At 68.7% G+C, this 13,199-nt stretch carries 16 protein-coding genes; 13 read left to right on the top strand and 3 right to left on the bottom strand.

Annotation, left to right across the window (positions count from 1 at the left end; genetic code table 11):
* Positions 1-1,486, bottom strand: a 1,486-nt coding sequence (locus EJC49_RS19680) for a hypothetical protein (protein ID WP_210211827.1), incomplete at its 3' end; no start/stop codon positions are given.
* Between the two features lie 116 nt (positions 1,487-1,602).
* Between EJC49_RS19680 and EJC49_RS19675 the strand changes: the two genes are divergently transcribed.
* The 3 genes from EJC49_RS19675 to pmtA all read left to right on the top strand — a co-directional run bounded on the left by EJC49_RS19675 (position 1,603) and on the right by pmtA (position 4,694).
* Positions 1,603-2,700 (top strand): acyltransferase family protein, encoded by a 1,098-nt coding sequence (locus EJC49_RS19675; protein ID WP_126701643.1) that lies wholly within the window; start codon positions 1,603-1,605, stop codon positions 2,698-2,700.
* 156 nt (positions 2,701-2,856) lie between these two features.
* The gene (dnaJ, locus tag EJC49_RS19670) at positions 2,857-3,990 is read left to right on the top strand and encodes a molecular chaperone DnaJ (protein ID WP_126701642.1); all 1,134 of its coding nucleotides are present in this window, start codon (positions 2,857-2,859) and stop codon (positions 3,988-3,990) included.
* Between the two features lie 101 nt (positions 3,991-4,091).
* A complete protein-coding gene (gene pmtA, locus EJC49_RS19665) occupies positions 4,092-4,694 on the top strand; it encodes a phospholipid N-methyltransferase PmtA (protein ID WP_126701641.1) in 603 nt (200 codons plus the stop codon).
* A gap of 22 nt (positions 4,695-4,716) precedes the next feature.
* Here the strand turns inward: pmtA and EJC49_RS25975 are convergent, their stop codons facing one another.
* Entirely contained in the window at positions 4,717-5,226 is a 510-nt protein-coding gene (locus EJC49_RS25975) for a lysozyme inhibitor LprI family protein (protein ID WP_210211826.1), read from the bottom strand.
* Positions 5,227-5,307: 81 nt separating this feature from the next.
* On the opposite strand from EJC49_RS25975, the gene EJC49_RS19655 reads away from it, so the two are divergent.
* The 7 genes from EJC49_RS19655 to EJC49_RS19625 all read left to right on the top strand — a co-directional run bounded on the left by EJC49_RS19655 (position 5,308) and on the right by EJC49_RS19625 (position 10,037).
* A complete protein-coding gene (locus EJC49_RS19655; protein WP_126701640.1) occupies positions 5,308-5,898 on the top strand; it encodes an NADPH-dependent FMN reductase in 591 nt (196 codons plus the stop codon).
* Positions 5,895-6,491 (top strand): histidine phosphatase family protein, encoded by a 597-nt coding sequence (locus EJC49_RS19650; protein WP_126701639.1) that lies wholly within the window; start codon positions 5,895-5,897, stop codon positions 6,489-6,491. The genes EJC49_RS19655 and EJC49_RS19650 overlap by 4 nt, the downstream gene beginning before the upstream one ends.
* Positions 6,481-7,185 (top strand): orotidine-5'-phosphate decarboxylase, encoded by a 705-nt coding sequence (gene pyrF, locus EJC49_RS19645; RefSeq protein WP_126701638.1) that lies wholly within the window; start codon positions 6,481-6,483, stop codon positions 7,183-7,185. Before EJC49_RS19650 ends, pyrF begins: the two co-directional genes overlap by 11 nt.
* Before the next feature lie 38 nt (positions 7,186-7,223).
* Entirely contained in the window at positions 7,224-7,517 is a 294-nt protein-coding gene (locus EJC49_RS19640) for a DUF1330 domain-containing protein (RefSeq protein WP_126701637.1), read from the top strand.
* Positions 7,424-8,047: a GNAT family N-acetyltransferase gene (locus tag EJC49_RS26235; protein WP_342635366.1), complete on the top strand. Its 624-nt coding sequence runs from the start codon at positions 7,424-7,426 to the stop codon at positions 8,045-8,047. The genes EJC49_RS19640 and EJC49_RS26235 overlap by 94 nt, the downstream gene beginning before the upstream one ends.
* Positions 8,048-8,187: 140 nt before the next feature.
* Complete coding sequence (locus EJC49_RS19630) at positions 8,188-9,471, top strand: polyhydroxyalkanoate depolymerase (protein ID WP_126701635.1); 1,284 nt, start codon at positions 8,188-8,190, stop codon at positions 9,469-9,471.
* A gap of 329 nt (positions 9,472-9,800) precedes the next feature.
* The gene (locus EJC49_RS19625) at positions 9,801-10,037 is read left to right on the top strand and encodes a hypothetical protein (RefSeq protein ID WP_126701634.1); all 237 of its coding nucleotides are present in this window, start codon (positions 9,801-9,803) and stop codon (positions 10,035-10,037) included.
* Positions 10,038-10,079: 42 nt separating this feature from the next.
* Here EJC49_RS19625 and nth read toward each other — a convergent pair whose 3' ends face one another.
* Positions 10,080-10,841: an endonuclease III gene (nth, locus tag EJC49_RS19620; protein WP_126701633.1), complete on the bottom strand. Its 762-nt coding sequence runs from the start codon at positions 10,839-10,841 to the stop codon at positions 10,080-10,082.
* A gap of 21 nt (positions 10,842-10,862) precedes the next feature.
* On the opposite strand from nth, the gene EJC49_RS19615 reads away from it, so the two are divergent.
* The 3 genes from EJC49_RS19615 to EJC49_RS19605 form a co-directional block, all read left to right on the top strand.
* Entirely contained in the window at positions 10,863-11,348 is a 486-nt protein-coding gene (locus EJC49_RS19615; RefSeq protein WP_126701632.1) for a DUF2244 domain-containing protein, read from the top strand.
* Positions 11,349-11,417: 69 nt separating this feature from the next.
* Positions 11,418-12,311 (top strand): methylated-DNA--[protein]-cysteine S-methyltransferase, encoded by an 894-nt coding sequence (locus EJC49_RS19610; protein ID WP_126701631.1) that lies wholly within the window; start codon positions 11,418-11,420, stop codon positions 12,309-12,311.
* Between the two features lie 68 nt (positions 12,312-12,379).
* Positions 12,380-13,199: ribokinase (locus EJC49_RS19605; RefSeq protein WP_148106317.1), on the top strand; the 820-nt coding region annotated here is incomplete at its 3' end.

Here is a 13,199-nt window from a genome sequence, read left to right as displayed (position 1 = left end):
TGAAGCGGCGCAGGCCGCCGGCAAGGGCCAGCGGCGCCTCGCCCGGCGCCGCGATCGCCAGCTGCGCGCCGTCCTGCAGCACCAGGCTGCCGTCGAGCCCGACGGCGACCGGCGTGCCGGCGATTTCCGTCGAAAGCGGCGTCTCGCCTGTCGTCCCGAGCGTTTCCGCGTCCAGTCGCAGGTGCCGCCAGCGCCTTTGCCCGTCGGTGGCCGCCGCGCGATCCTGAACCAGCACGTGGATGCCGCCCGCCGCATCCGTGAGAACGCGGGTCCCGGTCGCCTCCCTGGCGTCGATCCGCACGATCCGCGGCGCCCAGCCGTCACGGCCGCGCCGCAGGTCGATCAGGAAGACGTTTTCGTCCCCCAGGCCGAATCCGTCGTTCAGGACCAGCAGCCGGTCCGGACCGGCCACCGCGACGCTGCGCGAATTGTCGATGCCCGCCGGGTCGGCCGGGCCGTCGAGAGGCCCGAACGGCATGACGATCTCGATCGGCTCGCCCACCCGCCCGAGGGCGAAGCCGGCATGAACCCGGCCGTCGATCACCTCGACGCGCTCCTCCACCACCATCAGCGAACCGTCCGGCGCGAAGATGAGCGCCCGGCTCGTTCCGTCGGCGAGGACGGCGGGCGCGGCGCCGTCGAGCCCTTCCACCGGCGCCAGCGTCGTCACCGCCCCCGCCCGTCCCGAATCCGGCAGGCGCCGCTCGTCCCACCAGGGGCGCAGATGCGCGGCATGCAGATCGGCGAGCGGCGGCAGGTCCTGCGCCAGCAGCGTGGTCTGCCGGGCAAAGAAGGCCGAGGCATAGGGCGTCAGGGTCGAAACCGTCGGCTGGCGCACGTCCATGATCCGGCAATCGGCTTCGATCGCCGCGAAATCCGGTGGATCGTAGCGGTCGGCCGGCGCGATATGGGCGTTGATCTCCGCGATCAGCGAGCGATAGCGGTCGCGCAGCCCGCCAAACGCGGCGTCTTCCTCCGCCAGCTCGTCCAGCATCGCGGCGGCCAGGCGGTCGGCGAGATATTCGCGGCAGTTGATCGACCCGTCCCAACGCTCCTCGTGCCCGGGATCGTAGCGATAGGTGACGGCATGGCCGTATTCGTGGGCCGCGAGGAAGAACTGGTTGAACCGCGCCAGCCGCAGCGCCTCGTCCGCGTCCTCGAAGAACGGACGCCAGTCCCATGCGCCACCCGTCAGGAGCGTGCTCCAGCCGGACCAGTAGGTCTCCGCCTCGCCCGCACGCGGCATCTCCGCGATCAGGATCGCGTCGGTGACGTGGTTGTACCAGTTCAGCACCCGGTCGAACGGCTGATACATCCAGACCAGCCCTTCGTTGATCGAGATGCCGGCCCCGCCAAACCGTTCGGCGACGAGACGCGTCATCCGCACGGTGTCGGCCCGGTCGATCGCGTCCACGAGTTCCGCCGGGTCGGCGGCCTGTGCGCTTCCCGTCGCAAGGGCCAGCGCCGCCGCGATCAGTGGCCGCATCTCCTCCTCCGCCGCTCCGTTAAGCTTAACAATCGACTAAGATGGACCCTCGCACAACATCCCCCTACTGAAGAACCCCAGTTGCGCGGCCCATCGCGCGGGGTGGTTTCGGTCCAATGCACTACCGCATCTTCGAGACATGGAGACTGGTCGCCGCGCTCTCGATCATGATGTGGCATTTCCTGCGCTTCGCGCCGCCCGGCTACGAGGAGGTCGGCGCCTATCTCTACCGCCTGCTGGCGATGATGGAGATGTTCTTCATGATCTCGGGCTTCCTGATCATGGAGCGCTATGGCGACGACCTCTTCCGCGGCCCGGGCCGTTTCCGCGCCTACCTGGTCCGGCGGCTGGCGCGCTTCTATCCGCTCTACCTCGCCACGCTGCTGTTCTTCTGCGGCGTGGCGCTGGCGGTCGAGTTCGGCCTGGTCCACACGGCCGATCCCGGCCGCTACGCCTGGAGCGCGTTGCCGGCAAATCTCTTCCTGCTGCAGGCCTGGGGGCTGACGGACCAGCTGACGTTCAACTACGTCGCCTGGTGCCTCTCGGCGGAATGGTTCTGCTACCTGCTGCTGCCGGTCGTGGTCCTCGCATACCGCCTCGCCGGCATCGCCGGCCTCGCGGCGCTGGCGGGCGCGCTCGTCCTGGCGCTGGAAGTCGCGGTCGCCCGCGGCGCCATCCCCTTCGAGAGCTGGCTCCAGGCCGACACCTTTGGCGCCTACCGCGCCTTTGCCGACTTCACCATTGGCGCACTCGTGTCGGTCGCCGTTCGCCGCAGCCGGCTCAGGCTCACCGCGCACTGGCCTGCCTGGGCGCTGTTTGGCCTGTCCCTCCTCGCCATGGCCACGCGGCAGCACGCGGCGCTCATCGTCGGCCTGCTGGCGCTTGCCATGTACGTCGCGGCCGTCGCCGAGCGCAACGACCCCGAGGGCTCGCGCTACCTTGCCTTCCTCCATCCGCTCGGCAAGGTCTCGCTCGGCATCTACCTCCTGCACCCCGTCATCGAGGCCGTGTTCTTCTCGCTGGTCTGGCGCATGCTGGTCGAACCCACGGGCCTCGTCGGCTTCTATGTCTACTGGCTGGCGCCCGGCGCGGCCACGCTGGCGCTGGCGATCCTGTCGGAGCGGCATTTCGAGCGGCCGCTGGGCAAGGCCATGGTGGCGCGTTTCGGGCGCGTCGTCTCCGAACCGGCGGTTCGCGCGCCGGCTGTCGGTTGAAATCCCGTCCAACCGCGGCAATCGTGGAGAAAAAATGTCCGCGAGCCGCGTTGTTGCTATGGCGTATGAGCGCCGGCTTTACTAAATCGGGGCCTGCGGTGGGCGCCCCGGGCGCGCCGGCCACCCCGACAGGCAGCAGGAACATCCGCGAGCACCATGAAGGCTGATTTCTACGAGATGCTGGGCGTCGACAAGGGCGCGTCGGAAAAGGACCTGAAGGCGGCCTTCCGCAAGCTGGCGATGCAGTGCCACCCGGACCGCAATCCCGGCGACGCCGACGCCGAGCGCCGGTTCAAGGAAATCAACGAAGCCTACGAGACGCTGAAGGATCCCCAGAAGCGCGCCGCCTACGACAGGTTCGGCCATGCCGCCTTCGAGAATGGCGGGATGGGCGGCGGCGGCGCCGGCTTTGCCGGCGCGGGCGGTTTCGCCGACATCTTCGAGGACATCTTCGGCGAGATGATGGGCGGCGGCCGGCGGCGCTCGTCCGGCGGGCGCGAACGCGGCGCTGATCTCCGCTACAACATGGAGATCACCCTCGAGGAGGCCTTCAACGGCAAGACCGCGCAGATCCACGTCCCGAGCTCCATCACCTGCAACGAGTGCACGGGAACGGGCGCGAAGGCGGGAACGCAGCCCGTCACGTGCACCATGTGCGGCGGCGCCGGCCGGGTGCGGGCGCAGACCGGCGGCTTCTTTTCCATCGAGCGCACCTGCCCGACCTGCCACGGCCGCGGCCAGACCATCAAGGATCCGTGCCCGAAATGCGACGGCCAGGGCCGCGTCACCGAAGAGCGCGCGCTGTCGGTCAACATTCCGGCCGGCATCGAGGACGGCACCCGCATCCGCCTGTCGGGCGAGGGCGAGGCCGGCGCGCGCGGCGGGCCGTCGGGCGACCTCTACATCTTCCTCTCGGTCTCGCCGCACGAGTTCTTCCAGCGCGAGGCCGAAAACCTCTACTGCACGGCGCCCATCTCCATGACGACGGCCGCGCTCGGCGGGTCCTTCGAGGTCGCGACGCTGGACGGCACGCAGACCCGGGTGAAGATCCCCGAAGGCACGCAGAACGGCCGCAAGTTCCGCGTCAAGGGCAAGGGCATGCCCGTCATGCGCCAGAACATGGTCGGCGACCTGATCATCCAGGTGGCGGTCGAGACGCCTCAGAACCTCTCGCGTCGGCAAAGGGAGCTGCTGGAGGAGTTCGACAAGCTGTCGTCCACCGAAAACAGCCCCCAATCGACCGGTTTCTTCAACCGGATGAAGGACTTCTTCGAATCCTTCGGCAACTGAGGCGGGAGCCTTTCTCCCCTCTGCCACCCGGTCAGGCCCTCTTTTGACACAGTCGTCGCGTATCCACGCGCCGGGTCATGTCAGCAGGGAGCAAGCGATTGATGCAGCGCAGCGTGCGAGCCGTCCGGAAGAATCTGGGCGCGCACTTCGACGACGAACTGCGCTTCCTGCGCGGCTGGATCGAAAAGCCGCGCGCGGTCGGCTCCATCCTGCCGACCAGCGCGGTGACGGCGCGTCGCATGGCCTCCGTCATCGACGTGTCCTCCGGCCTGCCCGTTCTGGAACTCGGTCCCGGCACCGGCGTCATCACCCGTGCGATTCTCCAGCGCGGACTGCCCCCGGAACGGCTGTACTGCGTCGAGCACTCGCGGGATTTCGCCGACCATGTCCGCCGGCTCTTCCCCTCCGTCAACGTCGTGCGCGGCGACGCCTTCGCTCTCGACAGGACGCTGGGCGACGACCGCGGCCTCGTCTTCGACGCGGCGATATCGGGCGTGCCGCTGCTCAACTTTCCGGTCCCGCAGCGCATCGCCTATGTCGAGGCCCTGCTCGACCGGTTGCCCGTCGGCCGCCCGGTGGTCCAGTTCACCTACGGGCCGTTCTCGCCGGTCCCGGCCGGGCCTGGCTCCTACACGGTCGAGCATTTCGACTTCGTGCTGCGCAACGTGCCTCCCGCGCAGCTGTGGATCTATCGGCGCACGTAGCGCCGATGGACCGGGCGCCGGGTCAGTTCTGCGTCCAGTCGAGGTAGTCCGCCAGTTCGTTGGCGCGCCGCGCGGTCATGTCGTTCAGGCAGGCGGCGGCCAGCGGTCCGGCGATCGTGCCGCCCTCGAAGAAGACGGCCGGCCAGCCGCACTTGGCGTCGCGGTAGGCGATCCACTTCACCTGGACGTCGCGCAGCGCCTGGAATTCTGTCGCCGAGGTCGCGTCTTCCAGCAGCAGGTAGTTGTCGTTCAGCATGGCGTCCCACACCGCCAGCTCGCGCGCCTGGCACCCGATCATGCCCATGGTGGACTGGCCTTCGTCGGTCTCCATGCACGGCTCGGCCACCGTGCCGATGCACGTGTCGCGGCTCGCCTCCTGCCCCGGCTCGACGCTGGAATTGTAGTCCCGAACGCCTTCGATGCAGGACTGGACCGCGATCTCGTCTTCCGGCAGCGCATCGATCGCCGGCGCCCTCCCGGCGCCCGACAGGGTGATCCCCAGCGCCAGTGCCGCCATCGCCCACTGCTTCATGTCCGTCTTCCCTCGCGAATGCGGTTGCCTGCTGCAACCGAGGCCATATAACCGGGAGCAGTCTGGCAGATCGGGTGAAACATGGCAGCAAGAATCCTCGTCTTCGCGGGCTCGAACCGCAAGGGTGCCTTCAGCGGCAGGACCGCCGACGCGGCGATGAAGGAACTCGCGCTGCAAGGCGCCGAGGTCACGCGCATCTCGCTCGTCGACTACCCCTTGCCGATCATGGACGAGGACCACGAGAAGGAGAAGGGCATCCCCGAAAACGCCGTCCGGCTCGCCCGCCAGATCGCCGCGCATGACGGGGTGCTGATCTGCACGCCCGAGTACAACGGTTCCGTCCCGCCGCTGCTCAAGAACGCCATCGACTGGGTCAGCCGCGTCAAGAGCGACGGCGGCCGGGCGCTGCGGCCCTATCCCGGCAAGGTCGTCGGCGTCTGTTCGTCGTCCAACGGACACTTCGCCGGCATCCGCTCGGCCAATCATTTGCGCGCCATCCTCTCCCACATCGGCATGGAGGTGGTCTCCGCGCAGGTCTCGGTCCCCAGCGCCGGCGACGCGTTCGAAGCGGACGGGAGCTTTCGCGACGAGCGGCTCACCAAGGGCATGACGCGGCTCTGCGAAAGCCTGATCGAGCGGGCGCGGGCCTTTTCCACGCGGGTCGAGGCGTGATCGGCTACTACCTGACCCACCCGCAGGTCGTCATCGACCCGGCGGTGCCGACGCCGCAATGGCCGCTTTCGAGCGAGGGCCGCCACCGCACCGAGGCCATCCTGGGCAAGGCCTGGCTGAAGACCCTGCGTCGCATCGTTTCGAGCGGCGAGCGCAAGGCCATCGACACCGCCTCCATCATCGCCGCCGCGGCCGGCCTGGACGTCGAGATCGACGCGCGCATGGGCGAGAACGATCGCTCGTCGACGGGATTCCTGGAGCCGGCGGCGTTCGAGGCGGCGGCCGATTGCTTCTTCGCCGAACCCGAAACGAGCTGGAACGGCTGGGAGCGCGCCGTCGACGCGCAGGCGCGCATCGTCGAGGCGGTGGACGGGGTGCTTGCCGCGCATCCGCCGGACACCCCCATCCTCTTCACCGGTCACGGAGCGGTCGGCTCGCTGTTGAAGACGCATCTGGCCGGACGTGCGATCTCGCGGCGCGAGGATCAGCCGGGCGGCGGCGGCAACATCTTCGCTTTCGCTCTTTCCGGCCGCGCGCTCCTGTGCGACTGGACACCGATGGAGAGCTTCGAGGGACCAGGCGATGATCGCTGACACCGACATGCGCGACCGGCTGATCGTCGGTCTCGATCTGCCCGACGTGGCCGCCGCCGAGGCGGCGGTGCGGGAACTCGACGGCGTCGCCACCTTCTACAAGATCGGCTACCGGCTGGCCTTCGCCGGCGGACTCGACTTCGCCCGCGATCTCGTCGCCGACGGCAAGAAGGTCTTTCTCGACATGAAGCTGCTCGACATCGACAACACGGTGGCCGAGGGCGTCGAAAGCATCGTGAAGATGGGCGTCACCATGCTGACCCTGCATGCCTATCCCAAGGCGATGCGCGCCGCGGTCGCCGCCGCGAAAGGCAGCGACCTGTGTCTCCTCGCCGTCACCGTCCTGACCTCGATGGACGAGCAGGATCTGGTCGACGCGGGCTACGAATACGACCCGCACACGCTGGTTTTGATGCGCGCCGAACAGGCCAGGCTCTGCGGCATGGGCGGCATCGTCTGCTCCGCCAGCGAGGCGGCGGCGGTACGCCGGATCGTCGGTCCCGACATGGCGGTCGTGACGCCGGGCATTCGCCCCGCGGGCGCCGCCATGGGCGACCAGAAGCGCGTGATGACGCCGGGCGACGCGATTCGCGCCGGGTCGAGCCATCTGGTGGTGGCGCGCCCCATCGTCGCCGCGCCCGACCGCCGCGCAGCGGCGCAGGCGATCATCGCGGAAATGCAAGCGGCCGCCTGACGGCCAGACGAAGAAGACCTGCAGAGGGAGAAGACACCATGCCCAAGGCCTACTGGATTGCCCATGTCGACGTGCGCGACCCCGAGCGCTACAAGGACTACGTCGCGACCGCCAGGCCGGCCTTCGAGCGCTACGGCGCCAAGTTCCTGGCACGCGGCGGCGCCTACCAGGCCATGGAAGGCACCGGGCGTGGCCGCAACGTCGTGATCGAGTTTCCCTCCATGCAGGCCGCGACAGACTGCTACCACTCGGCCGAGTATCAGGCCGCCAAGCAGATCCGCCAGACGGTGGCCGACGCCGAGATGGTGATCGTGGAAGGCTACGAGGCCTGACCGGACGCGCGCCGCCCCCGCGCGGTCGGATCCGCCTCGCCCGGCCTGACGAGGCCGTTCGGCTGGTCGAGATCGAGACGGCGGCCGGCAGGCTCTTTGCCGATCACGGCTATCCGGCGCTTGCCGCCGCCGCTTCGGCCGCGCCGGAGCAGTATCGGTCGGCGGCGCTCGCCGGCCGCGTGCTGGTCGCCACCGATTCGGCCGACCGGCCGGTCGGCTTCGCGCTCACCGAATTAATCGGCCGGGTGCAGTGGCTGTGCGAGCTTTCGGTCCATCCCGACCACGCCCGGCGCGGGGTCGGCGCTTCGCTGGTCGAGGCGGTCGCCGACGCGGCGCGTCTCGGCGGCGCCTCCCATGTCGGCCTCTCCACCTTCCGCGCGGTGCCCTTCAACGCGCCGTTCTATGCACGGTGCGGCTTCGCCGAGCTTCCCCTCGAACGGGCGTCGCCGCCGCTCGCCCGCCGGTTCCAGGCCGAGGTTCCCGCGGGCATCGACCCCGACCGGCGCGTCTTGATGCTCCGGCCGTTATGAGGGCGGCGGCTTCCCGAGCGGCATCGCGGAACGCTTTCCTGTCCTATTGCATTGCAATAAAAACGGGCTACCGTGCGTTAACGGATAATTGACGCGGGTGGCGGGATGCTCGCACAGCGGATTCGGGGAAAATAGCACGCATGTTCTATCAGATTTATGAATGGAGCCACGCCGCGATGCGTCCGTATCGCGCCCTGGCCGACGCGACCAAGCTGTTCTACTCGAACCCGCTCAATCCCCTGTCGCTGACGCCGTTCGGACGCTCCGCCGCCGCCGCCGCCGAACTCTTCGAACGCACCACGCGCCGCTATGCCAAGCCGGCCTTCGGCCTCGAAACCACCGTCGTCGACTGGAAGAAGGTTCCGGTCACCGAAGAGGTCGTGTGGAAGAAGCCGTTCTGCGACCTGATCCACTTCCAGCGCGACCTGCCCGCCGGCCGCCGGCCCGACCCGAAACTTCTCATCGTCGCCCCGATGTCGGGCCACTACGCCACCTTGCTGCGCGGCACGGTCGACGCGCTCATGCCTTATGCCGAGGTCTACATCACCGACTGGACCGACGCGCGCATGGTGCCGCTGGCCGACGGCCGTTTCGATCTCGACGACTACATCGACTACATCATCGAGATGCTGCATCACCTCGGGCCGGACACCCACGTCATCGGCGTCTGCCAGCCTTCGGTGCCGGTGCTGGCCGCCGTGGCGCTGATGGAGGCCAGGGACGACCCGATGGCGCCCTCCACCATGACCCTGATGGGCGGCCCGATCGACACCCGCCGCAACCCGACCGCGGTCAACAAGCTGGCCGAGGAAAAGGGCATCGACTGGTTCCGCGACAACGTCATCATGAAAGTGCCGTGGCCGGAGCCGGGCTTCATGCGCGACGTCTATCCGGGGTTCCTGCAGCTGTCCGGTTTCATGAGCATGAATCTCGACCGCCACATCACCGCGCACAAGGATTTCTTCCGGCATCTCGTCAAGAACGACGGTGATTCGGCGGTCAAACACCGGGAATTCTACGACGAATACCTGGCGGTGATGGACCTGACGGCCGAGTTCTATCTCCAGACCGTGGATACGGTCTTCGTGCGCCACGATCTTCCGAAGGGCAAGATGATGCACCGCGGCACCCCGGTCGATCCGGCGGCGATCCGCAACACCGCGCTCCTGACGGTGGAGGGCGAGAACGACGACATTTCCGGCATCGGCCAGACCAGGGCCGCGCAGGATCTCTGCGTCAACATCCCCGACGACTACCGCGTCCACTACATGCAGCCGGCCGTCGGCCATTATGGCGTCTTCAACGGCTCCCGCTTCCGCGCCGAAATCGTCCCGCGCATCGTCGACTTCATCACCAGCTACGGCAAGGCCGGGCGAAAACAGACGGAAACGCGCATCGTCAAGGCCAGCAAGGCCAAGGCCTGACCCTTCGGGCGTCCGGCGCCGCCGGGAACGGCGAGCACGGACCAGCCGCTCCGGAACCACGCCGCTGCGCGGAGCTGTCGCGTGGGTCGGCGCGCGGTCGTGCGAGGCAGTCTTCGCCTGGCCGAACCCGATCCACGCCTGGCCGACATCGCCGTTTGCGGAGCCCGGAGCGGATCGCCGCCACCGCTGCTCGGCCGGCCGAAACTTCAAATTTAATTCAATGTTTACCCTCTTCAACCCTTGGTGATGGGGCCGGGGCGCGCGGGGGGAACCTTGAACGTCCGGCCGGGTTTTCCATCTGACGAGTAAGCAAGTAAAGGAGAGAAGACATGGCTTCTCGCAAAAGCCACGAAGAAGAGGCCGCCGAAAAGGCGGTTCGCCAGGAAATCCGCTCGAAGGACAATGCGCGGTATTTGCAGTCCATGCCGAACTTCAAGCTCGAGGACGTGCTGCCTCAGAGGCTGGCATCCTTGCTCGCCGATTTGAGCCGTGCGGAAAACGGCCGGCAGGCCGGTGTCGACCAGTCCGGCGCATTGGGCGCGGCCTCGGGCCCCCAGCGCAAATGACGAAACGCGACCGTCCCGATCGATCGGGCCGGTCGACCAGGCTCAGGCCTTCGCGAATGCGGTCGAGCCCACGGGCTCCAGCGGCGCCGGAATGGCGCAGGTCTTGACCGCCGCCTTGCACAGATCCGCAATCACGCATCGCTCGCATTCGGGTCGTCTCGCCTTGCAGACGTAGCGCCCGTGCAGGATCAGCCAGTGATGCGCGTGCAGCATGTATTCGGGCGGTATCACCTCCATCAGCCGCTTTTCCACCTCGTCCGGCGTCTTTCCGGGCGCCAGCCCGATCCGGTTGCCGATGCGCAGGATATGCGTGTCGACGGCCATGGTCGGCTGGCCGAAGGCCATGTTCAACACCACGTTCGCTGTCTTGCGGCCCACCCCCGGCAGCTTGGTCAGGAGATCGCGGTCGTCGGGCACCTGGCCGCCATGGTCGCGGATCAGCGCCTGCGACAGCGCGATCACGTTCTTCGCCTTGTTGCGCCACAGGCCGATGGTGCGGATGTGCTCGCCCACCGCCGCCTCGCCGAGCGCCAGCATCTTGTCGGGCGTATCGGCCAGCGCAAACAGGGCGCGCGTCGCCTTGTTCACGCCGGCATCGGTCGCCTGCGCCGACAGCACCACCGCCACCAGCAGCGTAAACGGGTTGACGTGCTCGAGTTCGCCCTTCGGCTCGGGCCTCTGGACGGAAAACCGCCGGAAGATCTCGGCCACCTCGTCGGGCGCATAGAGCGATTTCGGCTTGCGCCGCGGCTTGGCGCGGGCTGCGGCGGGACGTGCGGCGTTTTTGACCTTGGGCTTTTCCATCCCGCCTCTATAATTCCTCGCATGGCCGAGACAAAGGATGCCGACGAGCCGATTTTCAGCGCCCTCCTGACCCCGCACCGGTCGCTGGGGCGAACGGGCTTTTCCGTCCTGATGGGCCTTCTGGCGATGATCTCGCTCTTCGTCGGGCTGCTGTTCTGGTCCATCGGCGCCTGGCCCATCATCGGCTTCTTCGGCCTCGACGTCCTCCTGCTCTACCTCGCCTTCCGCATCAACTACCGCGCCGCGCGGGCCCGCGAGGAGGTCACGATCTCGCGCACCCGGCTCGACATCCGCAAGTTCGCGCCGTCGGGCCGCGCCGAAAACCACCTGTTCAATCCCTTCTGGGCGAAGTTCGCCGTGTCCCGGCACGACGAGATCGGCATCACCTCGATGACGGTCGAGGGGCAGGGCCGCCGCGTGCCCATCGGCGCCTTCCTCAATCCCGACGACCGCGAAAGCTTCGCCACCGCCTTCGGCCGCGCACTGGCGACCGCGAAGGCGGGGTAGGGGCCGCGCAAGTTTCGGGTGGGAAAGCCCGCGCCGAACCGCGATAGTCGCCGTCAAGGAGACTTCGCCATGCACGCACCCCAGGCCATCCTCGAACGCGACGTCACGCCCGATCCCGGCGCCCCGCAGGCCGGCGACTACGAGATCGTCCGGCAGGTGATCGAGACGATCAGTCTCGACTACCGCGACCAGCCCTCGCTGGAGCGACTGGCCGATGCCGTCGGCGTCACCCCGACCGCCCTGCAGAAGCTCTTCACCCGCTGGGCCGGCCTGTCGCCCAAGGCCTTCCTCCAGGCCGTCACGCTCGACCATGCGCGCCGCCTGCTCGACCAGGGCATGCCCTTGCTGGAGACCGCGCTGGAGGTCGGCATGTCCGGCCCCGGCCGGCTGCACGACCTCTTCGTCACCCACGAGGCCATGTCGCCCGGCGCCTACAAGAGCCGCGGCGCGGGCCTCCTGATGCGTCACGGCTTTCACGTCTCGCCCTTCGGCCTCGCTCTGGTGATGACGACGGACCGGGGGCTGGCGGGCCTGGCCTTCTGCGATGCGGGGGGCGAGCCGGCGGCGCTGGCCGACATGACCGGCCGCTGGCCGAACGCGACCCATGTCGAGGATCTGGCCGCCACCGCGCCCTATGCCGCGCGCATCTTCGATCCCGGCCGCTGGCGCGGCGAGGAGCCGTTGCGCGTCGTCCTCATCGGCACCGATTTCCAGGTGCGGGTCTGGGAAGCGCTGCTGCGGATCCCGCTCGGCCGTGCCAGGCCCTATTCGGCCATCGCCGCCGAAATCGGCGCGCCGAAGGCCAGCCGCGCGGTCGGCGCGGCGATCGGGGCCAATCCGGTCTCCTTCGTGGTGCCCTGCCACCGTGCCGTCGGCAAGAGCGGCGCGCTCACCGGCTATCACTGGGGCCTCACCCGCAAGCGCGCCATGCTCGGCTGGGAGGCGGGCCGGGCCGCCGGCTGAGTGATTCCCTTTTCCCGCCGAAGCCATTAAGGCGTTGGTGCGCGATTGCGCTTTCCGGGGAGGCACGCATGGTCATCGTCATCGGCTCGATCAATCTCGACATGATCGCCACGGTCGGCCGTCTGCCCGGGCCGGGCGAGACGGTGCAGGGCGACCGGTTCTCCACCGCGCCGGGCGGCAAGGGGGCCAACCAGGCGCTGGCCGCCGCGCGTGCCGGCGCGTCCGTGCGGATGATCGGCGCGGTCGGAACCGATCCCTTCGCGGCCGAGGCGCTGGCGCTGCTCCAGGACGGCGGCGTCGACCTGTCGGCGGTGCGGTCCACGCCCGAGCCCACCGGCGTGGCGCTGATCCTCGTCGGGTCCGACGGCGAGAACATGATCGCGGTCACCCCCGGCTCGAACCATCGGGTCACGCCGGCCCATGTCGCCGACGCCGGCCTGGCGCAAGGCGACGTGCTGCTTCTTCAGCACGAGATTCCGCTCGCCACCGTCCGGGCCGCGCTGGAGGCCGCGCGGGCCGTCGGCGCCGTGGCGGTGCTCAACACCGCCCCCTTCGCAGCCGAGGCCGTCGCGTTTCTCCACGAGGCCGACATCGTCGTCGCCAACGAGACCGAGTTCGACCTCTGCGCCGACGCCCTCTCGCTCGAGGGTGGCGATCGGGCGCAGCGCATGCGCCGCTTCGTCGAGAAGACCGGCCGCACCATCGTCGTCACGCTCGGCGAGGACGGCGTTCTGGCCGCGACGCCCGAGGCCGACCTCGCGGTGCCGACCATCCCCGTCAGGCCCGTCGACACGGTGGGCGCCGGCGACACGTTCTGCGGCTATCTCGGCGCCGGCCTGGCCGAAGGCCTGCCGCTGGAGGCCGCCCTGCGGCGGGCGGCGGCGGCCG

It is taken from the genome of Aquibium carbonis (genome assembly GCF_003970795.1).
GTDB lineage: Bacteria > Pseudomonadota > Alphaproteobacteria > Rhizobiales > Rhizobiaceae > Aquibium > Aquibium carbonis.
This window is presented reverse-complemented; position numbering and strand designations above follow the sequence as displayed.

What these genes read in the sequence shown, in the direction of transcription:
- pyrF (WP_126701638.1), top strand. Translation starts at nt 6,481, where the DNA reads ATGATCGCTGACACCGACATGCGCGACCGGCTGATCGTCGGTCTCGAT.
- EJC49_RS19655 (WP_126701640.1), top strand. Translation starts at nt 5,308, where the DNA reads ATGGCAGCAAGAATCCTCGTCTTCGCGGGCTCGAACCGCAAGGGTGCC.
- EJC49_RS19610 (WP_126701631.1), top strand. Translation starts at nt 11,418, where the DNA reads ATGCACGCACCCCAGGCCATCCTCGAACGCGACGTCACGCCCGATCCC.
- pmtA (WP_126701641.1), top strand. Translation starts at nt 4,092, where the DNA reads ATGCAGCGCAGCGTGCGAGCCGTCCGGAAGAATCTGGGCGCGCACTTC.
- EJC49_RS19615 (WP_126701632.1), top strand. Translation starts at nt 10,863, where the DNA reads ATGGCCGAGACAAAGGATGCCGACGAGCCGATTTTCAGCGCCCTCCTG.
- EJC49_RS19625 (WP_126701634.1), top strand. Translation starts at nt 9,801, where the DNA reads ATGGCTTCTCGCAAAAGCCACGAAGAAGAGGCCGCCGAAAAGGCGGTT.
- EJC49_RS19675 (WP_126701643.1), top strand. Translation starts at nt 1,603, where the DNA reads ATGCACTACCGCATCTTCGAGACATGGAGACTGGTCGCCGCGCTCTCG.
- EJC49_RS19640 (WP_126701637.1), top strand. Translation starts at nt 7,224, where the DNA reads ATGCCCAAGGCCTACTGGATTGCCCATGTCGACGTGCGCGACCCCGAG.
- dnaJ (WP_126701642.1), top strand. Translation starts at nt 2,857, where the DNA reads ATGAAGGCTGATTTCTACGAGATGCTGGGCGTCGACAAGGGCGCGTCG.
- EJC49_RS25975 (WP_210211826.1), bottom strand. Translation starts at nt 5,226, where the DNA reads ATGAAGCAGTGGGCGATGGCGGCACTGGCGCTGGGGATCACCCTGTCG.
- nth (WP_126701633.1), bottom strand. Translation starts at nt 10,841, where the DNA reads ATGGAAAAGCCCAAGGTCAAAAACGCCGCACGTCCCGCCGCAGCCCGC.
- EJC49_RS19630 (WP_126701635.1), top strand. Translation starts at nt 8,188, where the DNA reads ATGTTCTATCAGATTTATGAATGGAGCCACGCCGCGATGCGTCCGTAT.